Origin of the sequence: Pseudomonas juntendi, from assembly GCF_021560075.1 — a bacterium.
GTDB classification, from domain to species: domain Bacteria; phylum Pseudomonadota; class Gammaproteobacteria; order Pseudomonadales; family Pseudomonadaceae; genus Aquipseudomonas; species Aquipseudomonas juntendi.
Window position 1 is genome coordinate 3,297,264 of record NZ_CP091088.1, and the last position, 24,203, is coordinate 3,321,466.

17 protein-coding genes and 3 pseudogenes are annotated in these 24,203 nt (G+C 59.2%); 4 read left to right on the forward strand and 16 right to left on the reverse strand.

Annotated elements, in window-relative coordinates; all coding sequences use genetic code 11:
- Positions 1 to 235: 235 nt before the first annotated feature.
- The 3 genes from L1P09_RS15310 to tmexC are packed head-to-tail and all read right to left on the reverse strand — an operon-like array spanning position 236 to position 5,987.
- On the reverse strand, positions 236 to 1,669 hold the full coding sequence (locus L1P09_RS15310; protein WP_003152694.1) for a multidrug efflux transporter outer membrane subunit TOprJ1: 1,434 nt from the start codon (positions 1,667 to 1,669) through the stop codon (positions 236 to 238).
- Between the two features lie 4 nt (positions 1,670 to 1,673).
- Positions 1,674 to 4,808 carry a multidrug efflux RND transporter permease subunit TMexD gene (gene tmexD / locus L1P09_RS15315; RefSeq protein ID WP_090519107.1) on the reverse strand — a complete coding sequence of 1,045 codons (3,135 nt, stop codon included), beginning with the start codon at positions 4,806 to 4,808 and terminating at the stop codon, positions 1,674 to 1,676.
- Between the two features lie 15 nt (positions 4,809 to 4,823).
- Entirely contained in the window at positions 4,824 to 5,987 is a 1,164-nt protein-coding gene (gene tmexC / locus L1P09_RS15320) for a multidrug efflux RND transporter periplasmic adaptor subunit TMexC (protein ID WP_090519108.1), read from the reverse strand.
- Positions 5,988 to 6,166: 179 nt separating this feature from the next.
- On the opposite strand from tmexC, the gene L1P09_RS15325 reads away from it, so the two are divergent.
- Positions 6,167 to 6,724: a TetR/AcrR family transcriptional regulator gene (locus L1P09_RS15325; protein ID WP_235767805.1), complete on the forward strand. Its 558-nt coding sequence runs from the start codon at positions 6,167 to 6,169 to the stop codon at positions 6,722 to 6,724.
- Positions 6,725 to 7,163: 439 nt separating this feature from the next.
- A complete protein-coding gene (locus L1P09_RS15330) occupies positions 7,164 to 9,854 on the forward strand; it encodes an AAA family ATPase (protein WP_173895841.1) in 2,691 nt (896 codons plus the stop codon).
- Positions 9,855 to 9,921: 67 nt separating this feature from the next.
- Here L1P09_RS15330 and L1P09_RS15335 read toward each other — a convergent pair whose 3' ends face one another.
- The 6 genes and pseudogenes from L1P09_RS15335 to L1P09_RS15360 all read right to left on the reverse strand — a co-directional run bounded on the left by L1P09_RS15335 (position 9,922) and on the right by L1P09_RS15360 (position 16,227).
- On the reverse strand, positions 9,922 to 10,386 hold the full coding sequence (locus L1P09_RS15335; protein ID WP_235767806.1) for a hypothetical protein: 465 nt from the start codon (positions 10,384 to 10,386) through the stop codon (positions 9,922 to 9,924).
- Positions 10,367 to 12,406, reverse strand: a complete 2,040-nt coding sequence (locus tag L1P09_RS15340; RefSeq protein WP_034039551.1) for a hypothetical protein — start codon at positions 12,404 to 12,406, stop codon at positions 10,367 to 10,369. The genes L1P09_RS15335 and L1P09_RS15340 overlap by 20 nt, the downstream gene beginning before the upstream one ends.
- A complete protein-coding gene (locus L1P09_RS15345) occupies positions 12,403 to 14,133 on the reverse strand; it encodes a site-specific integrase (RefSeq protein WP_034039553.1) in 1,731 nt (576 codons plus the stop codon). Before L1P09_RS15345 ends, L1P09_RS15340 begins: the two co-directional genes overlap by 4 nt.
- The gene (locus L1P09_RS15350) at positions 14,126 to 15,415 is read right to left on the reverse strand and encodes a site-specific integrase (protein ID WP_034039555.1); all 1,290 of its coding nucleotides are present in this window, start codon (positions 15,413 to 15,415) and stop codon (positions 14,126 to 14,128) included. The genes L1P09_RS15345 and L1P09_RS15350 overlap by 8 nt, the downstream gene beginning before the upstream one ends.
- Positions 15,416 to 15,491: 76 nt before the next feature.
- Positions 15,492 to 15,809, reverse strand: a pseudogene (locus L1P09_RS15355) (Y-family DNA polymerase); the annotation flags it as partial.
- A complete protein-coding gene (locus tag L1P09_RS15360) occupies positions 15,799 to 16,227 on the reverse strand; it encodes a LexA family protein (protein ID WP_009682126.1) in 429 nt (142 codons plus the stop codon). The gene L1P09_RS15360 and the pseudogene L1P09_RS15355, both read right to left, overlap by 11 nt.
- Before the next feature lie 102 nt (positions 16,228 to 16,329).
- Between L1P09_RS15360 and L1P09_RS15365 the strand changes: the two genes are divergently transcribed.
- A complete protein-coding gene (locus tag L1P09_RS15365; protein ID WP_009682125.1) occupies positions 16,330 to 17,049 on the forward strand; it encodes an SOS response-associated peptidase family protein in 720 nt (239 codons plus the stop codon).
- A 36-nt stretch (positions 17,050 to 17,085) separates the two neighbouring features.
- Here the strand turns inward: L1P09_RS15365 and L1P09_RS15370 are convergent, their stop codons facing one another.
- Together L1P09_RS15370 and L1P09_RS15375 are read right to left on the reverse strand one after the other, a co-directional pair.
- The gene (locus L1P09_RS15370) at positions 17,086 to 17,586 is read right to left on the reverse strand and encodes a GNAT family N-acetyltransferase (protein ID WP_054906291.1); all 501 of its coding nucleotides are present in this window, start codon (positions 17,584 to 17,586) and stop codon (positions 17,086 to 17,088) included.
- A gap of 781 nt (positions 17,587 to 18,367) precedes the next feature.
- A pseudogene (locus tag L1P09_RS15375) lies at positions 18,368 to 18,893 on the reverse strand (DUF4113 domain-containing protein); the annotation flags it as partial.
- A gap of 84 nt (positions 18,894 to 18,977) precedes the next feature.
- On the opposite strand from L1P09_RS15375, the gene L1P09_RS15380 reads away from it, so the two are divergent.
- Positions 18,978 to 19,580: a hypothetical protein gene (locus tag L1P09_RS15380; protein ID WP_235767807.1), complete on the forward strand. Its 603-nt coding sequence runs from the start codon at positions 18,978 to 18,980 to the stop codon at positions 19,578 to 19,580.
- A gap of 172 nt (positions 19,581 to 19,752) precedes the next feature.
- Here L1P09_RS15380 and L1P09_RS15385 read toward each other — a convergent pair whose 3' ends face one another.
- The 5 genes and pseudogenes from L1P09_RS15385 to L1P09_RS15405 form a co-directional block, all read right to left on the reverse strand.
- Positions 19,753 to 20,616, reverse strand: a complete 864-nt coding sequence (locus L1P09_RS15385; RefSeq protein WP_235767808.1) for a trypsin-like serine peptidase — start codon at positions 20,614 to 20,616, stop codon at positions 19,753 to 19,755.
- A gap of 134 nt (positions 20,617 to 20,750) precedes the next feature.
- Positions 20,751 to 21,311 (reverse strand): lysis protein, encoded by a 561-nt coding sequence (locus L1P09_RS15390; RefSeq protein WP_235767809.1) that lies wholly within the window; start codon positions 21,309 to 21,311, stop codon positions 20,751 to 20,753.
- Positions 21,308 to 21,784: pseudogene (locus L1P09_RS15395) on the reverse strand (glycoside hydrolase family 19 protein); the annotation flags it as partial. The pseudogene L1P09_RS15395 and the gene L1P09_RS15390, both read right to left, overlap by 4 nt.
- Positions 21,785 to 21,855: 71 nt before the next feature.
- Positions 21,856 to 23,277, reverse strand: a complete 1,422-nt coding sequence (gene ltrA, locus L1P09_RS15400) for a group II intron reverse transcriptase/maturase (RefSeq protein WP_222186725.1) — start codon at positions 23,275 to 23,277, stop codon at positions 21,856 to 21,858.
- Between the two features lie 532 nt (positions 23,278 to 23,809).
- A complete protein-coding gene (locus L1P09_RS15405) occupies positions 23,810 to 24,199 on the reverse strand; it encodes an antiterminator Q family protein (RefSeq protein ID WP_181104861.1) in 390 nt (129 codons plus the stop codon).
- Between the last annotated feature and the right edge of the window lie 4 nt (positions 24,200 to 24,203).

Sequence of the window (24,203 nt, forward strand, 5' to 3'; positions counted from 1 at the left end):
TGGGCAGCAGAGACGCAACAGGCAGAAACCGGCCAGAAGCAGTCAGTCAATCATGCGTTACAGTGATTTTTTGCAGCTCTTTATAGAGCCGTTAGCTGCTGCCACCAATAATCCATAGGCCTGCCAGTCGTCAGACAGTCTTATTCTCGATCAGACGATTGCCCCGTCGATGACCAGTAGCTCACCGGTGATGGAGCCAGAGTCCGGTCTTCGGATGCAGGACTCCTGGCTTTGCTCACTCAGCGCCGATCCCGGCCATCGGTTCAGTTTGGCCCCAGCCACCGCCCAGAGACCTGAACAGGTCAACCAGCGCAATCTGCCGTTCCGTGCTGATTTGAATTAGTGTGGTCTGGTTGCTAAAGGTGCTGCGCTGGGCGTCAAGATAACGCAGGTAGTCGTCCACGCCGCCCTCGTAACGCGCCTTAGCCAGGGCCATCGCAGCCTCGCTGGAACCGGCCAGAGCCTGGCGGGCAGCCTCCTCGCGGCGCAGGGTGTCGGTGGCGGCCAGGGCATCGGCCACTTCGCGGAAGGCGGTCTGGATGGTGCCTTCGTAGTCGGCCACCGCCGCGTCCTGGCGCACTTCGGCGAGGTCCAGGTTGGCGCGGTTGCGGCCACCGGCGAAGATCGGCAGCGACAGCGTCGGGGCAAAGCTCCAGGCCCGCGAGCCGCCATCGAACAATCCGGACAACTCGGCACTGGAGCTGCCCACCGAACCGGTCAGGCTGATCCGGGGAAAGAACGCGGCGCGAGCTGCACCGATATCGGCATTGCGCGCCTTGAGGCGGTGCTCGCTGGCGAGAATGTCCGGGCGCCGTTCGATCAGTTCCGAGCTGGTGCCGGGGGCGATGTCCTGCAGCACCATCAGGTCGTCGCGGGGCGTCGCGGGCAGCAGGCGAGCGGCATCTGGCGTGCCGAGCAACAGGACCAGGGCGTTGTCCGCCTGGCGTAACTGGCGTTCGGTGCTCTCGCGCTCGGCCCTAGCCTGTTCGGCAAGGCCGACCGCTTCCTGGTAATCCAGGGCGGTGGCGGCCCCCGCTGCACGGCGCTGGCTGACCAGCTCCAGCGAGGCCATGCGGCTGTCCAGGGTTTGTTCGACCAGGGCCATGCGGCGTAGCGCACCATCGCGGGTCAGGTAGGCCTGGATGACCTCGGCAACCAGGCTGATCTGCGTGGCACGGGTCGCCTCCTCGGTCGCCAGGTAGGTCTCCAGCGCGGCCTCGGAGAGGTTGCGCACGCGGCCGAACAGGTCGACTTCGTACTCCGCGAGGCCGAGGCCGACCTGATAGTTGCTGGTCACTTCCGAGCGCCCGGTCTGCGACAGATCGGCAGGCAGGCGCTGGCGGTTGCCGCTGGCATTGGCGTTGATCGAAGGCAGGCGATCAGCACGCTGGATGCGGTACTGGGCACGCGCAGCTTCGATATCCAGCAGCGCCTGGCGCAGGCTGCGGTTGTTGCTCAGCGCCGTATCCACCGCGCGGCGCAAGTCGGCATCGACGATGAAGGTCTGCCAGTCCAGCGCCTGGGCACGGGCGCCCTCCGCGTCGGCGGCTTGCCAGTGCGACGCGACCGGTGCCTGCGGGCGCTCGTAGGTCGGGGCCAGCGAACACCCCGCCAGGGCGGCGATGGCCAGGGGCAGCAGAGCGCGACGGAGCATGAAGTGAGAGGTCATCGCATTACTCCGCTTTATGCAGGGGATGGTTGTCGGTTTGCTGAGGTTTGGTGCGCAGCAGCGACAGCACCCAGACGAAGAAGATCGGCACGAAGATCACCCCGAGCATGGTCGCGCTGAGCATCCCGCCCAGCACCCCGGTGCCCAGTGCGCGCTGGCTCGCAGCGCCGGCGCCAGTGGCGATGGCCAGCGGCACCACGCCGAGCATGAACGCCATGGAGGTCATGATGATCGGGCGGAAACGCAGGCGCGCGGCTTCGACAGCGGCATCGCGCAGCGAGTAGCCGTCTTCCCACAGGTCCTTGGCGAACTCGACGATGAGAATGGCGTTCTTCGCCGCCAGGCCGATCACGGTGATCAGGCCGACCTTGAAGTACACGTCGTTGGGCAGGCCGATAGCAGTCACCGCCAGTACCGCGCCGAGTGCGCCGACCGGCACGATCAGCATCACCGTCAGCGGGATCGCCCAGCTCTCGTAGAGCGCCACCAGCAGCAGGAACACCACGGTGATGGCCAGGGCGAACAGCATCGTCGCCTGCCCGCTGGCGACCCGCTCCTGATACGACAGCCCGGTCCACTCGTAACCGATACCTTCGGGCAGCTCGGCAGCGATGCGCTCCAGTTCGAGCATCGCCTCGCCAGTGCTCACGCCGGGCGCGGCGTCACCGGCAATGCGGATCGACGGGTAACCGTTGTAACGCGCGACCTGCACCGGGCCTTCTTCCCAGCTCGTGGTGACGAAAGCACTCAGCGGTACCAGGCTGCCGCTGTCGTTGGGCACATGCAGGCGCAGGACGCTTTCCGGTGTCATGCGCTCGGCCTGTTCGGCCTGTACCACCACGCGCTGCTGGCGGCCGGCGTTGGCGAAGTCGTTGATCACCGACGAGCCGAACGCAGTGGACAGCGCGCTGCTGATCGCTTCGAAGCTGACTCCCAGCGTGCGCGCCTGCTCACGGTCGATCACCAGGCGCAGCTGCGGCGCCTCGGCCAGACCTTCCATCATGGCGTAGAGGAACTTCGGATTGCCGTTGACCTTGCCCAGCACTTCATCGCGCGCTGCCAACAGGGCATCGCGGCCAAGGCCGGCGCGGTCCTGCAGGCGCAGGGCGAAACCACCCGAGTTGCCCAGGCCTTCGACCGGCGGTGGCGGCACCGCCATGATCGCGCCGTCATCGAGGTTGGCGAAGTGCTGGTTGACCGCAGCCGACTCGGCTTCCGGCGACTGCGAAGAATCTCGCTCGGACCAGTCCTTGAGCAGCGGGAAGGCAATGGCCGCGTTCTCACCCATGCCGGAGAAGCTGAAGCCGAGGACCAGGAAGGACGTCTGCACGGCCTCGCGGGCCATCAGAAACTCTTCCAGCTCCTCACCCGTGGCCGAGGTGCGCTCACGGGTGGCGCCTGGCGGCAACTGGATGTCGACGATCATGTAGCCCTGGTCTTCCACCGGCACGAAGGATTCCGGCAGGCGCAGGTAGAAGAAACCCATCAGCACCACCACGCCCAGGTAGATGAACATCACCCGCCCGGCGCGCGGCACCAGCTTGCCGTTGAGTTTGGTGTAGCGGCCGGTCAGGGCGGTGAACTTGCGGTTGAACCAGCCGAAGAAACCGGTCTTCTCGTGATGGCCTTCGGGGATCGGTTTGAGCAGCGTGGCGCACAGCGCCGGGGTGAAGGTCAGCGCGAGGAAGCCCGAGAACAGGATCGACACCGCCAGCGACAGCGAGAACTGCTGGTAGATCACCCCCACCGAGCCGGCCATGAAGGCCAGCGGCAGGAACACCGCCGACAGCACCAGGGTGATACCGATGATCGCCCCGGACACCTGCCCCATCGCCTTGATGGTCGCCGGCACCGGCGCCAGGCCTTCCTCGGCCATGATCCGCTCGACGTTCTCCACCACCACGATGGCGTCGTCCACCAGGATGCCGATGGCCAGCACCATGCCGAACATGGTCATCATGTTCACCGAGAAGCCAAGCAGGTACATGAAGGTCAGCGTACCGAGCAGACACACCGGCACGACGATGGACGGGATCAGGGTGTAGCGCACGTTCTGCAGGAACAGGAACATCACCAGGAACACCAGCACCATGGCCTCGATGAGGGTCATGATGACCTTGTCGATCGCCACGTCGACGAAGCGCGAGGTGTCGTACGGCACGGAGAACTCGACGTTGTCCGGGAAGTTGGCCGACAGCTCGGTCAGACGCTGCTTGACCGCCTCGGCGGTCTGGATCGCGTTGGCACCGGGCGACAGCTGCACGGCGGCGGCAACGGCGGGCTTGCCGTCCTGGCGCGAGCCGAAGTTGTAGTCCTGGCTGCCGACCTCGATGCGCGCCACGTCGCCCAGGGTCAGGCGCGAGCCGTCCTGGTTGGCACGCAGCACGATGGCGGCGAATTCCTGCGGGTTGTCCAGGGTACCCTTGACCGCCAGGGTCGCCGTCAGCTCCTGCTCGCTGGAACCCGGCGTGCTGCCGAAGGCACCGGCCGGCACCTGCACGTTCTGCGCGCGGATGGCGTTGTTCACGTCATCGATGGATAGGCCGTAGCCGACCAGCTTCTGCGGATCGATCCACACGCGCATGGCCGCCTCGGAGGCGAAGAACTGCAGCTTGCCGACGCCGTTCACGCGACGGATTTCGTTGTTGATGTTGCGCGCGGCGTAATCGGCCAGCGCCGTGACGTTGGCGTCCTTGTCGCCATCGGTGTAGCTCAGCGTATAGATCAGCAGGAAGCCGGCGGTGGCCTGCTCGGTCTGGATGCCGAGCGTCAGCACGGCCTGCGGCATGCGTGCCTCGGCCTTCTTCAGACGGTTCTGCACGTCAACCTGGGCCAGTTCGGGGTCGGTCCCTGGCTGGAAGGTGACGGTGATCTCGGCGATGCCGTTGGCGTTGCTGGTGGACTCGAAGTACAGCAGGTTCTTGGCGCCGTTGAGTTCTTCCTCGATGACGCTGGTCACCGAGTCGGTGAGCACCTGCGCCGAAGCGCCGGGATAGGTGGCGGTCACGGTGATCTGCGGCGGCGCCACGTTGGGGTACTGCGCCACCGGCAGGAACGGGATGGCCAGCAGGCCACCCAGCGAGATGAACAGGGCGACTACCCAGGCGAAATTGGGGCGCCGGATGAAAAACAGGGACATGAGAGGTTCTCCGGCTTACTGCGCCTGGGACTGTGGAGCGGCTTCGGCGGCATCTTGCTCGCGGGGGATGACCTTGGCGCCCGGACGGATAGCCGCCAGCGAGCTGGTGATCACCTTGTCGCCGACCTGCAGGCCCTCGCTGATTTGCCAGCGCGAGCCCTGCATGGCACCGGTGGTGACCTGGCGCGCCTCGACGGTATCGCCCTCCCCCAGCAGCATCACGCTGGCCTGGCCGTCAGCCGAACGCTGCACGGCACGTTGCGGCACCAGGATGGCGTTCTGGTCGAGCCCTTGCGGTGTGCGCACACGCACGTACATACCCGGCAGCAGCACGCCCTCGGGGTTGTCGAACTGGCCTCGCAGGGCGATCTGCCCGGTGCTGCGATCCACCGAGATATCGGTGAACAGCAGCGTGCCCTTGCGCTCGATATCGGTACCGTCGACACGCAGCGACAGCGGCTGGTCGCTCGCACCGGCAACCTTGCCCTCGGCGATTGCCGCGCGCAGGCGCAGGGCATCGGCAGCAGGCTGGGTGAAGTCGGCGTACACCGGATCGAGTTGCTGGATACGTGCCAGCAGCGTGGCTTCGCCCTGGCCTACCAGAGCCCCTTCGGTGACCTGGGCGCGACCGATACGCCCGGCGATGGGGGCGCGAACCTCGGCATAACCCAGGTCCAGGCGGGCAGTTTCGACATTGGCCTGGGCCGAGCGCTTGTCGGCCTGGGCGCTCTGCAGAGCGGCCTTGGCGTTGTCGAAATCCTGCTGGCTGACGGCGTCGATCTTCACCAGTGGTTCGTAACGGCGAACCATCGCCTGAGCCTGGAACAGCTGCGCCTCGGCGCGAGCCAGTTCACCTTGCGCCCGCGACAGGGCCGCCTTGAACGGCGCAGGGTCGATCTGGAACAGCACGTCACCGGCCTTCACGTCGGCCCCTTCCTCGAAGGTGCGCTTGAGCACGATCCCCGCCACCCGCGCGCGCACCTCGGCGACACGCACCGGCTCGATGCGCCCTGGTAGCTCGGCGAACACTGTGAAGGGCTCGGTCTTCACGCTGAGCACATCGACTTCACGCGCTGGCGCCTCTTCCCGTTGCTCTTCGGGCTTGTCGCAGCCAACCAGGGTCACGGCGATCAAATAGGAGATCACGGAAAAAGTGATCCATTCGCGGAATTTGTTCATATCTCACCCAAGCGCGAAGCCAGTACGTAGTCGAAGCCGCGCATGATCCACGCAAAAATTAAATGAGTCAATATTGACTCATTTGATTTTGGTGTGAACAAAGCTAGTATCCTCTTTGAGAAAAATGAGTGTTCTAGGCAAAATACCCGCATCTGCCCGCGATAGATAAAGAGTGACCGATGGATTTAACTGCTGCCGATGAGAAATTGCTGAAGGCCCTGGCGATCGCCATCGTTGACCACCCGCGAGCCACGTTCAAAGAAATAGCCCAGGCAGCGGGGGTCAGCAAGGCGACGCTCAACAGGTTTTGCGGCACCCGCGACAACCTGATCGAGATGCTTCTGAATCATGGTTCGGTGGTTATTTATAGGGTCATTGCCGATGCCGATCTTGAGGCGGCGCCCTTGGACGCATTGCATCGTCTGATCGAAGGCCATTTGATTCACAGGGAGTTGTTGGTATTCCTCTCATTCCAGTGGCGCCCGGACACGTTTGATTTAGATGCAGGCGGCTGCCGATGGCTGCCTTACTCGGAAACGCTGGACGAGTTCTTTCTCCGCGGGCAAAAACTGGGCGTATTCCGTATCGATATCGGTGCCCCGGCGCTTTCCGAAATCTTCTCCTCCTTGATCTTCGGCCTGGTAGACGCCGAGCGCCGCGGCCGTATCGCACGCGCAGGTATGGCGGCGTTGATCGAGCAATTCTTCCTGAACGGGGCTTGCAACTACCAAACTTAACGGAAAGCAACGCTCAGTTTTTTTCCAACGGGTTGGCGGTGTCCGTTTTTGGCCGTTCTCTGACGGTCGTGACAGTGACACGCCCTGGTCAAGTTGAACGCAATCCGTGGTCAACGCCAACCCAAATTGGTGGTCAAGAGGAGTGCAATTTCGCACATACCTGAGGACTGCTCACCACATCGCTTGCGTCGGTAGTAGCTTCCGCACTTTCCCCGTCTCTCACCGCTAAACAGCGCTTTCCGGTAGCGGACTTTAGAGCGGCTTGATACTGGCCAGCATGCAGAAATTCTGCCCGTGTAGCGTCACGACCGGACAAGCCACTAGGGTGGCGGTCAGGAAGGCAGGCAAACGGAACACGGCGAAGCACCTCGAAGGCGCTGGCCACTTGCCATCCAACTGGGCGCGGCCTTTAATCGGCGGATCTGGAAAGGAGACGGATATGCCATTGTTGGACGAGATTATTGGGTGGGCCGGCGGACTCAGACCCTGGCAGCAGGAAGCACTGCGCCGGATATTTGCCCGGGCCGAACTAACCCAAGATGACATCGAGACCATTCTGCGAATGGTTCGCGAGCAAGAACGGGAAGACGCAACCACGGGGGGAGCACGGCCATTCACGCTGGACGACGTACCAGGCGCCGGAAGTGGCGCAACCGTGCGGTTGGTGGGTGTCTCGGGGCTAGACCAGGTAAACGGCTTCCCGTCCGGTCGTGCCTTTGACCTCGCACCGGAGGGCATGACCATTTTCTTTGGTCATAACGGCGCCGGCAAATCCGGCTACGCCCGCGTCTTCAAGAATGCCTGCAACGCTCGGCATCGGGTGGAGGTCCTGCCCGACGCTTTTGGGGCGGCAACCCCAGCTAGACTGCCATCAGCAGATTTCGCCATTTTGGTGGATGGCACTCCGGAAACCGCACGTTGGGTCCAGAACGGGCCGGCCCATTTGCATTTGAGTTCGGTCTCGGTCTACGACGCGGCCTGTGCCAATGACTACATCGACGCGGAAGGGACCCCTGCATTTCAGCCCTACGGACTCACTCATCTGACGCGCCTGGTCCTACTTCAGCGTGATTTACAGGCACGGATTGGGACCGAACGCAATGCCTTGGCTCTGGATACCCGGCAATTCGAACCGCTGAAGGGTGACACCGAAGTCGGCCGCTACATCGCCAAATTAGGTGGGGACTCGGACCGCGCCGTGCTTGCTCGATTAGGGACGGTCGGTGACGATGAACTCCGGCGACTGGAGTTTCTGAAGCGGACATTACTGGAAAGCGATCCTGTGCCGCAGGCGCTGGCCTTGGAACGTTTGGCGACACGCTTGGACCAGGCGCAGCGTCGAGCCGAGGAAGTCCAGCGCTGGGTGAATGATCGTGCCATAGCACGGGCAAAGGAACTGATTACAACGGAAAAAACCGCGCATCTCGCCATGCAACTGGCGCAAGCGCGTCTTCAGGATCGAGACACACTGAACGCCATGGAGTTGCCGGTAACGTCCTCACCCACCGCCACGCTGCTGGAAGGCACAGGAGCTGAACTCTGGCAAACGATGTACCGAGCCGCTGAGGCTTTCTCTCAGCAGACGGCATACCCTGAACATCCCTTCCCGCACCTGGAACCGGACGCTTACTGCGTACTCTGCCAGCAACCTTATTCAACGGATGCCTCGGAGCGCATGCGGCGTTTCGCGGCATTTGTCGCCGACAGCGCCACGGCGGATGCGCAAGCCGCCACGCTTGCGCGCATGAACGCTCTAGGGAAGGTGCAGGCTGTCGATCTAAACGTTCTGGATGTGCCAACACGGGCTGACGTGGAGGAGCGACTGCCCGACCTACACGCTGCCATCACCGCAGCGGCATCGGTCTGGACCGCCCGGCATACTTGGGTTAGCCAAGCCCTGCAAACTGGAAACTGGTCCCCCGAGTCAGAACCGCTTCCTATCGAAGCAAACCTCGATAGTCTCTTCGCCGCCAAAGCTGCTTCGCTCCGAGTCGACGCCAATACCCTGCGGACCTCTGCCGATCCCGCTCTACGCTTGGCGCTGACCCAAGAACTGGCAGAGCTAGAAGCCCGACAACGCCTCGCCAACCAGCTTGGCGCGGTGGAGCGCTTTGTTCAGGACAGTCAGGTCCATGCCACATTGAGCCGCTGCCATGCCGCCCTCAACCCAGCGGCAGTGTCACGCAAACTGACGTCCCTGGCGGCGACGCATGTGACCGAGGCTCTGGCCGCTTCTATGAATGCTGAGTTGAAAGCCCTGGGCTATAAGCGACGGGTGCAACCCGACCTGAGCGGGCGCACAGAGCTGGGGGTGACCAAGGTCACGCTGCGCCTGCAGGAAATCACGGCGAAAGCCTCCAAGGTGCTGTCAGAGGGCGAGCAGCGCGCGTTGGGGATGGCTATGTTCCTCGCCGAGCTCGAATCCCTGCCACATACTTCGACCGTTATTTTCGACGATCCGTCTACGTCGCTGGATCACGTATATCGTCGGGCCATAGCTCGGCGTTTGGTAGCGCTGGCTGAGACCCGCCAAGTGCTGGTGTTCACCCATGATGCGGTGTTCCTGACCGAGCTCGCGATGGCGCTTCAGCGTGCTGATCGCTCGGCCAGCTACAAGACCATCGGTTGGGACGAGTCGCCGGGACTAGTGAGCGAGGGGCTGACGTGGGCGACGATGGACACCAAGGCCCGCCTGGCTGATCTCGAAAGTCGTGCGAAAGCGCTGAACGTTCCGGTCGGCAGCGACCCGGATGATGAGCTTGAGCGGCAAATTGCATCGGGATACTCAAGCCTCCGAGGCACTGTCGAGCGCGCAATCCGCGAGGTTTTTTTGAACAATACCGTCCAGCCGTTCAGTGATGTGGTGAGCGTAGAAGCATTTGGTGCTGTCATTGGCTACCCCGCAGAGGAGTGGGAGCAGTTGCTGGCAGTGTATGCGCGGGCCTGCGAAGCTACCGAGGCCCACGACACCCCAGGCGAGCGCCAACTACCGCTTCCCGCGCGCGAGGAGTTGCTCGGCGATATCGCCCAGGTCCTGGAATTAATCAAAAACGCGACTAAACGCCGAACTGCCTACGAGAATCTACGCCGGGAGCGGACCGCGCAACGCAAGAAGCTCTTCGGCGGCTAGCCCGACGTTTCATGCCGGGCTGGTCGGGCATGGCTGTGTTTCTTTCGAATATTGCGAGCTCTCCGTTTCAAAGTTTTTTGTGGCCTCGCGGATTAAGAGGAAGCACATTGGAGGCCGGCAGTTGGCGCTCCAAGTCCGCAATACGGTCGTACAGCTCAAGAATGGTGGCGTCGGCCTCACCGAGTAGGCTGGCTAGGTGGTCACGCTGCTGCGTGATTTCCTCGATCCGTTCTCGAAGTCCACGATTTTTTCTGCGGGCTAATAAGTTGACTTGGCGCACTGATGGCGGACGTTGCTCAGCGTGTCCTTCCACGTACTTTTGGATCTCAGCGATCAGTAGGGGGAAACGAGCTTTTTTCAGTGCAGAGGGGTCGCTGCCGGCTTCCTTGGCAACGTTGTTCTGACTTACAGGCGTCCCCTTCGGCAGTCGTTCGGGCTTGTTGCTCTTCAGCCGCTCGAACGCTGCGCGATACTGCTCGCCGGCACTCATTCGCTTAGCCGAGTCAGCGGATTCAGGTTTGCCGGATGACATGGCGATAATTCTCCACACTACGTTTCTGGGCTTCCAACGAAGTCCTTAGCGGACTATCTACCTCGGCAGCGGCCAGGCGCTCATCCAATACCGCCTCCAACACTTCGACTTCGTCGAGTTGCTCGGGGTCATAGAGAACGTCCGCACATGGTTTGGTTTCTCCGGGGGAATCGCCCCCTCCGCAGCGAGCGATATTGTCGATGCCCCCATAGGGACAGGGGGTACGGCTCGTGCAGATGCCCAGCAAAATCGGTCGATGAGTGACCGTCCCCTTCTTAGCCAGATTGATCGCTTTCTTAGCATCAGAGGCTGAGATCAGGCGGACAATCTCAGATTTTCGCTTCTCGCCGTGGGGGCTGACGAATCGGTTGCTCGTCAGCTGTTGCAGCTGCCTACCCAAAGTTTCGTACATGGTGCGGACGTAGTAGGTATGGGCCTTCTCTTCCAGCCGTACCCTGGAATGGTTTTGCCCGTAGTAGAGACTCATCGCTCTGGCGACGTGCTTTAGCTGAAACTGCAATGAAGCGTCGCTGACCAGCCCGGATGCCTGCATATTCACTGCGCCGGTTCGTCGGAGTTGATGCCAGGCCAACGGCCAGATTTTGCCGACCGCAAACTCGTCGGTCAGCGTCGGCGTCACCAACCGAGCCAATTCGAAATCTTCCGGCGTAATGCGCAATTGCTCACGGTCGAACAGCTTGTCGAACCACTGAAGCACATGGGCATAGCTCGGAATCGATGGCCGAATCGTGCGGTTGATCTTGGTGAACTTCGTTCCCCACGGTTCAAGGCAATAATCAAGCAGATAGCGCTTGGCCGGATCATCCGGCACCGAGGCCTCGCCGGGGGGAGAGTCGCATTCTGCGCGGAGGTCTGCGACCACACGCATGGCTTCAACTGCCACCTGAGCTGACGGGGACGTCACCCAAAGTGCCTCAGAATCCGACATCGTCTTGGTCGTTCGTCCGCACAATACATGGATGTCGCCAAACTGCGGATCACGTTCTATGTGCAAGCAATCGGCGCGCAGGTTCCAAGCCTCTTCGACTCGCATGAGGCTGAAGTTCAGCAGATAGCACAGTCCAGATCGACTCACGAGGTTGAGGTAGCGACTCAGAGTTTGAATGCGAATTTCGTCGTCGCTCACTCCCAGCCAGCGACGAAATAGTTCCACCATGCCAAACCGATGCGCGGTGTCGATGAATGGGCCGTAGTACTGCCGCCCAGTCCACTTTCCGTTTGATCCATCCGACGGCCACTGAAACGGATAGAACGATTGTGGCCTGCGTTGTCCTTGGAGACTGGCAGAGTTGTGCCGATAGGCAGCCAGACAGAAGCGGAAGCACTCCTCGACTTGGCCTCGATGCGCCAAAAAGTCATCCAGGCATTCGCGCAAGCGTGTGATTTGATAGTGCCAAATGCGGGGCGGGATATAGGGGGTCTGGAGCTTCTGGTGGTCGGGCATGGCCGCTGCGAGGCGTGCCAACCCTGCGCGATCCAACAAGGTGAACCCCAGCGCATCCCGCCGCTCGTACAGTTCGTGCAGCAATGCCAAGAACTCACCGGACCGGGAAGCCTGGAGCACCTCCGGGAGACGGTCGGCAACGCGCGGAAAATGACTCAGTTCGGATGCGAGAATGCCTTCTTGAGTGCACAAGACGAACAGCCGACGCATCTGGTCGAAGCGCGTTTTCAGGCCTCGGTATCCACGGGCTCCATTGGGGCCGTATAGCCACCAGCCGATTACGGTCCGCAATAAATCGGCGTTCGCAGGATCGATCGCGGCGACATATTTCTTAGCTGGGCCATCGCCGAAATTGAGAGTGAGCCGTTTTCCCGCCCATGGGTCGAGCCGCCAAATGGCATCGCCCCAACGGCTCACCACCTGGCCAGCGGCATCTATGATGACCGGCCAATCACGCTGCGGTGGCCAGCACGGCGGACGGTAGTTCGGCGCATCAGGAATCGCTAGGGGCGAGTCGATGCCGAGGCCAAGTTCGGAAAGAATATTTTTCGTCATGCTGATCTTTGTCGCAGTTCTGCCAATCGGATGAAGCCATCCCAGGCCGGGTGGTAGTCACCTTCACTTATGCGCGCTCTGGCTTCTTCGACCCAAAGCCTGCGGACCTCGCTACTTTCTTCGAAGAAGCGCAGTTTGGCCGTCAGCCGATCGATCACCAGCAGGGCCGGATGCTCTGTCGTCAGGTGCTTACCCGAACTGGATGGGCGGTAGCGTGCCAGTTCAAGCGATTTGAGGTGGCGCAAGCTACCGAGAGACCACACATGATCCTCACTTTCGATATCCCGGTGCTGGGTACAGAACAGGCAACCGGCAGCATTGATGCAGTCGGGTCGCGGACCATTCTTCGGCATCGTGCCCACTGGTTCAGGTGTGGCCGATACACATCTACCAGGAGCAGGAGGTGAAAGGGACGGATCGGTTTGCTGATGGAAGCGCGTAATTTCCACCATAGCGATCTGCGGATGGGGGTCGGCATATACGCGTATCAGCGTTTGCACCGTATGCTGGGCCAACTCCGCAACCTGTTGGGGATTCTGGGACTCCCGAAGCAACCAGTTGATGCGCGTCCCGCGCAGTTTTCGCGGTCTCACTATCGGTATGCCAAGCTCGCGGCAGATGCGCGTAACGTTCGTGAACTGCGTCGCCTCTTCTAGGATTCGTCCCCCGCTACGTATAAGCGGAAAGAGCAAACCATCCGGCTCATTGGGAAACCATTCGGAACGCCATTCGAGATAGCGCTCGAACCACTCTCGATAACTGGCAAAGATCTCGAATAGCACTTCTCCTTCCCGTCGATTTTTGTAGGTACGTACCTGGTAGCCGTCTATGTGGCTGGTGTAATGAAACTGCTCAACCCGCAGGGTATGTGCTTGCTGGAGGTTCAGACCGGTCTGGGCGATGAACATCAGCAATTCACTCTCGATCCGTAAATTGACGATGGGGAAACGGGTCCGCAGTGTCCGATCTGCATCGTGGGCGGCACGCGCCGCCAGGGATGCTTCGATTTGCGCTTGGTTTTGCGGCCTGGTACGGCGGGCCGCTACTTTCTCGGGGCTCTGCAATCCCGACCATAGTTCCAGCACTTGGCCGGTGCGTAACGAAATACAAACTGGGAGGGGGGCCATTGTCCCCCTCCAGGTCAATGCCTCGCATACGTCAGCTAGAAGGTGTCCGAATGCGAAGGTGTTTTGCAGATTCTGCTTGTCCGCTTTGCTCGTATGTACCTTGCCTTTGCCGCGCGGCTTGCGAATACGTGTGCTCTTGCTCAGGCTTGCTTGGCGGTCCAATGCTCGGTCCAGCATCGTCGCCGTGAGCCTGGTGAGATCGTACAGGGACCCATCGCTGAAATTGCGTTCGACTCGATGACGCTGGAGCAAGTGATCGGTCCAACGAATGAACGTGTCGGCCGCCGTCTCGAGACTGAGATTCACGTTTTCTGAATCGATCCAGGCAAAGAATCGGCGCAATGCACTGATCTTGTTCTGCACCGAGAAGCGACTTCCGCCACCAGCAAGGTCGTCAGTCATGTGCTCATGCAGCTGCGTCACCAGCTCGAAACGTTCCGGCAAGGGACTGCCGAGTTCGCCCTGCGCGATCTGGCGGCCCACATGCTTCACCTTTGCTGCTGCACCTCCGCGAAACAGCAGCGGCCGGAGGTCCCAGGGCGTTTCAGTGGCCCCATACTCAAGCATCGGGAAAGTGAGGTCGAATTCGGAACTATCCATCGTGCCGCGCCCCAGCGCCGATCCCGCTAAATGCCGCCATGAAGCTATTTGAGAGGGCTTGTTTGATCGGCAGTGCCTGTACGAATCGGATGTATTTGAAGGTGGTGGCTTCAGAGTTAGGCCCATGGAGCAACGCGTCGCTGACCGTCGCAATTACAATAGCGACATCGGCACAAGCCGATAGCGCCAGACGTGCCAATTCGGTACCGAAGGTGCAGCGCGACTGATGGAAGCGGAATTTACGGAGCACCTGTAGTTCTGCTTTGACGCCCCGTTTTCGAAACTCGGACATCTCAACATTCACAGCAGATGACTGATCGGTGCCGCGCCTGCCATAGGCGTTACCAAAGCGGGTCAAGAACAGCAAATCACGATTCTCGGGCGAGGCTTTCGCCTCTCGTTCCATCCTCCGCCAGCCTTTGGCATATTCCAGCAATTCATCACGCAACGCTTCGGGTATCCAGACCTGGCCAGTCACACCGAATTTCGTGTGCACTGGCGGAGCTGCGCCTGGACCAACTGCAAGGCGTAGAAGCCCTTCAGCGGAAGGGTCGGGGGCGGCGCGCTCCAGAGACTGAATCTTGAGATCACAGATGCTGCCGAGCCGCATCCCGGTAAAAAATCCAAGGGCCAACATGAGGTAGAGCTCGGGCGTGGCGTTCTCTGCGGCGAAATCCAGAATTGCATCGCGATCGGTCTCCGAGACTGGCAACAGCCCATCTTCAAGCGTTTGGCCTGGGCGCTTACGGTTCGGGATGCTGAGGTCGGTGGTGGTTCCGCTGATCGTTCGCTCGAACCCCACCCGGTCGAAGTATTTAACGACGTAGGGTTTTTCCCGCCACAGCTGGACGTGTGGAGAAAGAAGCTCCCTATGCCTTACCCACCGATAGAACATGATGCAATTGCGCATGTACTCAGACGCCGTGGATGGGCCGATCTGGCCGGCATCGCGCATCTTGATCAACGCCCCTCGGTATAGCACCAGGCAGCGGTCAGCTTTGCGAGCGGGAAACTCGAACCACTGCAAATCACGAGATTCAAGAAATTTAGCGTAATTGAGAAGGCCATTCATGTTACTGGCAACGGTCTTAAGAGAAGCGTCACCAGTCGTTGCTCGCTCCACTGCCCACAGGTTTGCCTCCCTCCAAGGTGCATAGTCTGCCCAAAAGATTTGGGGCAAGCCCTCAATGGATGGCCGGCTGCTACTGGGGGAGTATGCGACGGCGTTCTCTCTGCGCACGAGGTAATGGGGCACGAAATGAATGCGCTCTAGCGTCGCCATTCAACGCCCCTGGGACGCTTAACAATGTCCATAGATAGAACTCAATAGCTTAGGCGTCCGCACTATACAACTTACTCTTATCGATACTGTAGACCTCGGCGGCAGGCACCATCGACTCGATCAGCGACATGACGCGCTCGCTCATGTCGCCATACAGCGCGTAATTGCTACTGAAAGCCTTGATGCCGTGGCGGCGTAATTTGTCCTTGGCCTGGAAATACGGTTCGCCCATCTTCACGAAGGGTTTTGCGTCGTATGACCTGGCAATCACGCAGCCGTCATTGTTGCTCAGCACCACGATCGGGGTCTTGGCCAGGTCGGGCCTGAACACACGCTCGCAGCTCGCGTAGAACGCATTGCAGTCGATGAGCGCGAAAACCGGGTCACTGCGCATGGTCACGAACGCTGTAACGCACAACGCCCCATACCACGAAGTCATCCCCTTCCATGATGTACCGCGCCGGGTAAGCGGGGTTTTCAGACTTGAGGATCACCACCCCGTCGCGGCGGTGCAGGCGCTTGCACACCGGCTCGCAGTTGACCGCGGCAATGACGATGTCGCCGTGCTCCGCCTCACGGCCACGGTCTACGATGACCAGATCACCTGAGTAGATGCCAGCGCCTTGCATGCTGTCGCCTTCAACTTTCACCAGATACACATGGGGTGCGCGGATGTCGAACAGCTCATCCAGGGAAATATGGCCTTCCAGGTGGTCTGCGGCAGGCGAAGGGAAACCGGCCGGAACGTGGAACGAGTACTGCGGGAAGGATTCGGTGCCGCCAGTCGGCGGACCGAGATAGGTGATGGTCATGACGGAAAGTCCAATGCAAACTGTATGCATATACAGTAAATCCGGCATTGGGCATGCGGTCAATCACGCACGGCGAAAATTCTGACGGACGAGAGGTGGATTATGTGCGGGCGCTACTCGATCTACGAGTCGATGGATCACTACCTGCGCCAGCTCGCGCTGGACCTGGTGGTGATCAATGGCTACGACCACGAGCCGATCAACCGCTACAACGTTGCGCCGTCCACGCGCGTGGAACTCGTTCGCCAGCGTGGTGACGGTTTGTACGTGGATCGGGTCAAGTGGGGTTGGTCGCCTGCCTGGGCCAAAGGCAAGCGCCCGGATCCGATCAATGCTCGAGCCGAGACGGCAGTGACAGGTAAGTTCTTCAAGGCGCTTTGGCCGAACGGCAGAGCCCTGGCGCCTGCCAATGGTTGGTTTGAGTGGCTCGCGGATCCAGCGGACCCAAAGCGCAAGCAGCCCTGCTACATCACCAGTGCCGACGGCGGCCCGCTTTTCTTTGCGGCGCTGGCAGAGGTGCACCACGGCGTGGCACCGGATGAGCGCGATGGCTTCGTGATCATCACTGCAGCCGCAGACCAGGGGCTTATCGACATCCACGACCGAAAGCCTCTGGTGCTGACGCCGCAACTGGCAAGGGAATGGCTGGACCCCGCCACATCGGCGCAACGTGCGGCGACGATCATCGAAAAAGGCTGCCGCCCCGCACAGGATTTCCGCTGGTTTCCGGTTGGAAAAGCAGTGGGCAATGTTCGCAACGAGGGGGCGGAGTTGATAGAGCCTGCCAATGATCGGGACCGTCAGGGGGACCTGGGGTTTTGAAGCGGGTAGCCGGGCTTCCCGCTTCGCAGGCGCTCATTAGCCTGCTTCCTCCACCTGCTTGTAAATGCGAAATCCCCGTGCCTGATAATTTTGAAGGGCAGCAGGATGGTCAAGTGTGCACGTGTGCACCCATACCCGCTCTGTGCCAGGCCACTCCCATGCAGATAGGGCGGCGTGGCTCAACAGCGCCCCGCCGAACCCGCACCCAATGAACTGCGGCGCCAGCCCGAAATATCGGATCTCACTGTTACGGCCATCGGGGCGATAAAGCTCGTAGTAGCCGGCAATTGCACCTCGGTGGTAGGCAACCCACGTTCGATGGCAATCCTGCTCAACGAGTGCCTGCCAATCGGCGTCATGCCAGGTATCAAGATCGCCCCATTCCCAGGACGCGCCTACGAGCTGGTAGAGGAATTTGTTGAATAGCGCCTGAGGCACTTCGCACTCGATAATCTGTAGGTCATGCCGCTGGGGCTTTGCCTGCAGGTCTGAAGCCGAAGTCATTTCCAAGTAGTAGGTAGTGCAAGAACGATTCATTACGGGCACCCTTTGCTCCCTTTCGTGCGCAGACAAGCATGCCAGCAACAGCTTGATTTCGGCCAGCCCGCACGTGCGCCTCGTAAGGGGCGCAAGACAGCGTCATGGCCGGGGCTCAGCAGTACGCAATCAGGCGTAGGGCTAATGCCTGTCAGTTAAGCGTTACTGGGGCCGCTTTGCGGCCCTTCGCGGGCACGCCCGCTCCCACAGGGGATCGCGCATTTCTTGAGTTCAGCGCTTGAAACGTGTGGGAGCGGGCGTGCCCGCGAAGGGCCGCAAAGCAGCCCCAGTAACGCTTAACTGACAGGCATTAGCGGTAGGTGCCATTAGTTAAGGCACTTTTGGCATTTTTTGACGCGCAAATAAAAACCCCGCAGACGTTAATCTGCGGGGCTTTCGAATGTGGAGGCCGAGGTCGGAATCGAACCGGCGTAGACGGATTTGCAATCCGATCTAAATTTCTTTTCAAATCAATGATTTGAACAATTAAAAATTCCGCAACCGTGTATTTTTGAAAGCTCTTGCCCCCCCTGAACTCAAGGGGGCACGATTCAGTTGCGGAATTGATTTTTGAGAGCTTTTACCCTTCCGTCGACGCTGTCGCCATCGATGCTTCGCCCCACTCCAAAATGTCCACCCCTACAATCTTCCCGTCTAACGAGCTCCAGCATGTCCGCTGGCTGACCAGCATCAACATCACCTCGCCCGGCAACCGCTTGGGCGGTGACGCATAAAAACGCTGCCCAGGCGTCGGGACCAGTGAGCAGCGCTGTCTGGTCATTTAGCTCGGCCAGCCAAGCACTAGGGTGGTCCATCCACGTATCATCCCAAGATGATCAACCCGCGTGGTGTATGCCTGCTCATCATGTCGCGTCTCATTGCCCAGTCAGGGCACGCCGGTACGCTGGCGACTCTTACTGTGCCTTTCCCCCACCGCCCGTTGATAGTGTTCATTACCTGCATCAGCCAGTCACACTCGACAGGCTGCTTGGGCGCAAACAAGTCCTCTGAAATTCCCCAGGCTGCCGCAGATCCAGCAGCACCTCTGCTTTACTGTAGCGGTAGCCCTCTCGGAAAATTCGGCCTACCGCCTCAGTGGCCAGGCGGGTAAGCTGCGCGTGTCATTAGTGGGATAAGGCAACTCGACCAGAGCGCCCTGAGCATGATGTGACTCGTCCGGATTAGTGCATGCCGGTACGAATGCTCACTCGCATGCGTTTGCACACGGAACCTTGGGCACGCAGCTTCTCAGCTGCACAAGCGACGTAGGCGGCCACCGCCTGCTCAATTGGTGCGAGCTCAGCAACGATGAGTCGCGCTCGAGCTGCAGCGCCTACGTCACCCCGAAACCATCACAAATGTTATGTTTTTAAATTAATTAAGGACCAGAAATGAGCATTGAGTTTTGGAGTATGATATTTAAAGGAACAGGTTACCTAGGCGCAATACTTGTAGTTATTGCAACCATCGGAACCAGTATAATTTCCGACAAACAAGACAGCAAAAAAGACGAGAAAATAGACATCCTCGTACAGGGCAACGACAAGCTAATTTCCGATATAGAAACATACAAAAAACAGCTAGATAGCAAACAGAAACAATTAGACGCATTAAACAAAAAGTCTATAGACTTTTCACTGGACATCAAAGACTACTTTACGTACGAGGGCATTCGAAAAATACAAAACGGCAGTCACATACAGACAATTGTTGGAGGCCCTGAAGCTCAAGACTTTACTAAACTTTTAACCCTGAACAGGGAGCAACAATGGCCAACCTTAATCCAAGAGTCTTCAAAAACAATAAATCGCGAGCCCCGATGGCTAACCCCGTACGTATTCAGAGCAATAGGCTATGCAAGTCTTGGTGATCTAGCGAGGGCTAGGACAGACCTAATATATGTCAAGGACCGAGCTGGGTCCAGCCCAGACTACCGCATGGCGCTAAAGATGCTCGATGAAGTAGAGCAGCAACTAGCCCGTCAGAGGAAATGACCGATGTTCAGCAAAAAACCACGGAAACGATATGGCGGCCCATTATTTTTGATCGCCATATTCCCATGCGCGTTATAGCCGACAGAGGTTTTGCACGGAGTAGAAACCTATCTCAATGACGGGATGGCATTCACCCATCCCTTAAAATTAATCAGCACAACCGAACATCTACTCACCATCGATTCCAGCCAGGCGAGTAATCTGACACCCTGTTAGTTAATGAGCGACTCACTACTGACAAGTAAAAATCTATTGCCTCCGTTATCGTATACCACTTGAACACAACCCCAATATCAATCATTTGCTTTATCTCTGCGTAAGCTCTCTGAGCAGTGGGGACGGCGACGACTTTGATATCACCTTCTTCATTTCGATGATAAACACTCGATATCAGACCAAGGAAATGCACTCTATTACCTGCATAGAGATTCCCTTCTTTGTCTGGATGAGATCCCGCGTAATAGATGAATACAGGACTACCACTAGAGCCAGGAAAAACGGATGCATCAATGAGAAATGTCTTTGTGCCTTCAAAATCCACATAGCAAGGAGTAGCTGTCATCCCCCTACGAGCGACTGGCGTCTTATTTACAGAGTCCCATATACCACTAGGATACCCTATAAAAATAATCTCCTCCATTGGCCCAATGAATTTCTCTAGCTCCGCGTCGCTTGGATAGTTATCAACACACAAGTACCTAAAGTAAGCAGGCGCCCCTTCCTTTTCGAATCTTGAGATCACATCAGACAAGTTCATCACAGCTACATCCACATCTAGATCAGGATGCCCGACAAAGTTATTTTTCGAAAATTTAACTTCTACAGAACTTCCATACTCCGGCTCGTTTGCGCCTGCCTTTTGAAGCAACAATTCAAACTTCCCCTGAATTACCTCCCCAACCACATGCTTGTTTGTGACCACGAACAAACGTTGATCTTTAAAAAATAGAAAACCAGTACCCACTGACACCCCAGTCGGAGTAACACCTTCAAGCCGAACAGTCGTGAAAGCGAGTTCTTCAGCCAGCGTAGCCATATGATACCTATGAGCAATGATGTTAAAACAAGATTACTATTGAATCCACACGGCTAGCAAGGACTCCTCTCGACACTGAGCAGGCTTAAGGCAGCATCTTCTTTGACTCAGACTTTAGAATTCGAAAGAATCCATCATGGGCTCAGCGCACGTATATAGGCCTGACAAGCGTTCAATGCGATCAACCCCCGGTCGCCTTCGTCGGTGATGGCGACAATTCGTTGAGCATTCGCTCGGTCAAGTTGGGCGCGTACGGCGCCATGTACCACGCCTCCGGTACCGGGGGCTTTTCGCACCCCACCGTCACAACCCGTGGCGGCAAGGGCTCCGGCGTCGACAAGGACTGACAGCCGCAGATCAGCGGTAGCAAGCCGGTCACGCAGGAGAGCTTGAGTTTCTTGAGCATCTTCCATCTCCTTCCAATGCGTTTGGGCCTGAGCCTGCAGGCGATCCTCTAAGGCACGGCGTGCGCCCTGCTGGTCAGCCAGTTGATCTAGCGCTGCAGCTGCTGCCTTCTCTCGCTCCAAGCCATGCGTCCTATCCTTCGCCGCTAACTGCCGGCCGAAGTCATCGGTCTGCTCGGCAAGCTGCGTCTTGTACACATTGGCCTGCCACACCCAGGCTGCCCGGGCACCGGCAGCGCACGCGATCAGTAGCGCTGCCCCGAACACCAGTCGGGTGATCCAGACGCTCATTGCAGCACCTCGAGCGCCCGCTTGTAGATTGCCTTGCGATCCTCTAGGCCATTGGTACCGCCGTTGATGCGCTTGGTGATGGCCAGGATGTCGCCCTTATCGGCCAAGCTGTTCAGCCCCTCCTTATGCCAGAACCAGGCCGCCGAGTTCGCCGCATGCTCTGGCTGCTCGAGCAGTTCGGGGTGGTTGAGCAGATCCAGACCCAGGGCCTCACCGCAGCGAGCGTGGTTGTCGCGCCCAGTGATCTGGATCAGACCGTGGCCGCGACACTTCTGCCCGTCGCCGTCGGCTTCGGGCGTGTTGCCCAGGCGCGCGGCCAGGGGGCCGGTGTCGTACTTGGACAGGTACTTGTCACTGCCCAGCTCGCGCACATAGCGGAACTGCCCGGACTCGTGTCCGACCTGGGCTAGGAAGGCCGCGCGGCGCAGTCTGGTGACGATGCCCCATTTGCCCATGGCCGCATTGAGCGCAGGATCGAGTAGGAGGCGGGTTCACACCCGCCGTCCTCTCACACCACCGTGCGTACGGTTCCGTACACGGCGGTTCAGGCTATGCGGCTAAGCCGGTTGATCGTATCCAGTATCGAGACCAGTCCGAGTCGATCCCATAGCTTCTTCGGCAGCGCCTGATTCATATGAGATGCTCCCGAGTTCCACCATGGGCCTCGACCATTAGAGGCTGATTTGCAGGCACGCTCTTCACTTAGACCCAGGCGCATCAGGTTGCGCACCCTCGTAGAGGGCTGCTTCCATTGGCGCCAGATGGCACAGCGGAGTTTGTGCCTGAGCCAGCCATCCAGTTCCTCAAGTGGCCGTTTGCTCTGGCTGAGCTTGAAGTAACCCGCCCAGCCTCGTAATACAGGGTTTATCCGCTCGATGGTATTTGCCATCTTGCGACCCCGTGCACCGCGTAGCAGCTCTGCGAGCCGGTCGCGCAGGCGACCCAGGCTCATCGTTGCCACCCGCAGCCTTGGCTGCTGATGCCAGCTCATCCCATAGCCCAAGTAGTCACACTTCCAGGCTCTCGCGACTCGACTCTTCTTCTGATTCACCGTCAGTTTCAAACGTTGGTTCAGGAAGCGCTCGACACTGACCAGTACTCGCTCGCCAGCCCGAGGACTGCGCACATAAATGTTCGCGTCATCGGCATAGCGCACGAAGCGATGGCCCCGCCGCTCCAGTTCGCGGTCAAATTCATCGAGCAGGATATTCGACAGCAGCGGCGAGAGCGGGCCGCCTTGCGGCGTCCCTTCCTGCCGTGGGCTAACGACACCACCTGACATGACTCCCGCTTCAAGGTAGCGACGGATAAGCCTAAGTACGCACTTATCTTTGACCCGGCACTCGATACAGGCCATGAGGATGTCGTGGTTGACTCGATCGAAGAACTTTTCCAGATCGATTTCCACGCACCACCGATGTCCCGATGCCACATGGGCACGGGCCATCTCGACAGCTTGATGTGTGCTTCTGCCCGGACGGAAGCCATAACTGTAGTCCGAGAACAGTGGGTCGAAGATGAGCGTGAGCTGTTGCTGCAAGGCTTGCTGGATCAAGCGATCCACGACGCTGGGGATTCCCAGTTGCCGTGTGCCGCCCTGCGGCTTGGGAATTTCAACCGCTCGCACTGCTTGTGGATGGTATTCACCGGCCAGTAGCCTGGCCTTGAGGGTTGGCCAATACTGTTTCATGTAGCCCGCCAAGTCAGCGACCGTCATGCCATCGGCACCCGGCGCTCCCTTGTTGCTGACCACGCGTTGATACGCACGTCTGAGGTTGGCCGGTGCAAGCACCCGCTCCATCAGCGTGTCCGGCTCCGCGTTCGTCCACGTCGCTGACGCCGCCGGCACCTTTGCACTGTCAGGCATCACCCTCGGCTTCTGGCCGGGATTCGGGATGACAGTTTCCGCTGTGGGAAATTTCTGCATTACGGCTACCAACGAGACAGTGACGCCTACTAGCGGCATAACCTGTTCGGCCCTTGGTGGCGCGGTTATCCGCCACTTACTACGGCTTCGGCTGACTTCTGCACGCTCATCCCGTCGCCTTTCGACGCGCGGTAGCACAATGGCAAACGTACAGATCTCCCAGGGTAATTCGCGTGACCTTCCTGCTTATGCCTGTCGGATTTACGTCACAGCGTTCCGTGCAAGTATTGGGCTTTGGCGATTGTTGCCGCCTAACCCCGCTGTGCCGCCTGATCCGCTTCCTGTTCGTCAGGCCAGCATTTTGCCTCGGGCTTCCTTCAGATTCGCAGTCGCCCGCGACACCCTTGCCTCCGGCTAACACTTCCCCTTGCCGGGTGTGTAGAGGACTTTCACCTCCAAGTCACCCGCTTGGCCACCACAGCCAAGCAGGTTGCGCTTACGCGCAACGCGCCATGCCTGGCGCACAACGAAAAACCCCGACTCATTGGCCGGGGTTCGTCAGTGTCACATTGCGTTGCAAGCTGGACACGCTGCTATAGAAACAGGTCTTTATCCGCGCGGAAAGAACTTTTTAAGCTGCCTCTCTCACTTGCTCCAGTGCGCAGTCAATCCAGGCGACTCCGGCCTTGATCAGTTCCCGCGCCTTGGCTTCGCTTATTTTGCTTTCTCGGGCCACACGGAGAGCAGGCCATTTTGCCCCGAAGTAGAGCCAAAGGAAGTCGCCCATTTGCTGATCGCGTTTGGTCAGGCGGGCAAGAGCGCCGTCTACCGCCAATGCCAGATCATCGGTGATGACGTACTGTTTCAGTCCGCCTTCCGATGGCACGTGATCACGCATCAACGCGAACAACGGAGAGACATAACGCGGTACCCCCATCCCATCCATGCGCCACCACCCCCATTGCTCAAGCATGTACTCGGTATCACCCAAGGGCTTGTCCGTGTAGGTTCGTTTTTTCATGTGC

Excerpts from the sequence above, each read along its gene's own strand:
- L1P09_RS15310 (WP_003152694.1), bottom strand. The coding sequence starts at position 1,669 with ATGACCTCTCACTTCATGCTCCGTCGCGCTCTGCTGCCCCTGGCCATC.
- tmexD (WP_090519107.1), bottom strand. The coding sequence starts at position 4,808 with ATGTCCCTGTTTTTCATCCGGCGCCCCAATTTCGCCTGGGTAGTCGCC.
- tmexC (WP_090519108.1), bottom strand. The coding sequence starts at position 5,987 with ATGAACAAATTCCGCGAATGGATCACTTTTTCCGTGATCTCCTATTTG.
- L1P09_RS15325 (WP_235767805.1), top strand. The coding sequence starts at position 6,167 with ATGGATTTAACTGCTGCCGATGAGAAATTGCTGAAGGCCCTGGCGATC.
- L1P09_RS15330 (WP_173895841.1), top strand. The coding sequence starts at position 7,164 with ATGCCATTGTTGGACGAGATTATTGGGTGGGCCGGCGGACTCAGACCC.
- L1P09_RS15335 (WP_235767806.1), bottom strand. The coding sequence starts at position 10,386 with ATGTCATCCGGCAAACCTGAATCCGCTGACTCGGCTAAGCGAATGAGT.
- L1P09_RS15340 (WP_034039551.1), bottom strand. The coding sequence starts at position 12,406 with ATGACGAAAAATATTCTTTCCGAACTTGGCCTCGGCATCGACTCGCCC.
- L1P09_RS15345 (WP_034039553.1), bottom strand. The coding sequence starts at position 14,133 with ATGGATAGTTCCGAATTCGACCTCACTTTCCCGATGCTTGAGTATGGG.
- L1P09_RS15350 (WP_034039555.1), bottom strand. The coding sequence starts at position 15,415 with ATGGCGACGCTAGAGCGCATTCATTTCGTGCCCCATTACCTCGTGCGC.
- L1P09_RS15360 (WP_009682126.1), bottom strand. The coding sequence starts at position 16,227 with ATGACCATCACCTATCTCGGTCCGCCGACTGGCGGCACCGAATCCTTC.
- L1P09_RS15365 (WP_009682125.1), top strand. The coding sequence starts at position 16,330 with ATGTGCGGGCGCTACTCGATCTACGAGTCGATGGATCACTACCTGCGC.
- L1P09_RS15370 (WP_054906291.1), bottom strand. The coding sequence starts at position 17,586 with ATGAATCGTTCTTGCACTACCTACTACTTGGAAATGACTTCGGCTTCA.
- L1P09_RS15380 (WP_235767807.1), top strand. The coding sequence starts at position 18,978 with ATGAGCATTGAGTTTTGGAGTATGATATTTAAAGGAACAGGTTACCTA.
- L1P09_RS15385 (WP_235767808.1), bottom strand. The coding sequence starts at position 20,616 with ATGGCTACGCTGGCTGAAGAACTCGCTTTCACGACTGTTCGGCTTGAA.
- L1P09_RS15390 (WP_235767809.1), bottom strand. The coding sequence starts at position 21,311 with ATGAGCGTCTGGATCACCCGACTGGTGTTCGGGGCAGCGCTACTGATC.
- ltrA (WP_222186725.1), bottom strand. The coding sequence starts at position 23,277 with ATGCCGCTAGTAGGCGTCACTGTCTCGTTGGTAGCCGTAATGCAGAAA.
- L1P09_RS15405 (WP_181104861.1), bottom strand. The coding sequence starts at position 24,199 with ATGAAAAAACGAACCTACACGGACAAGCCCTTGGGTGATACCGAGTAC.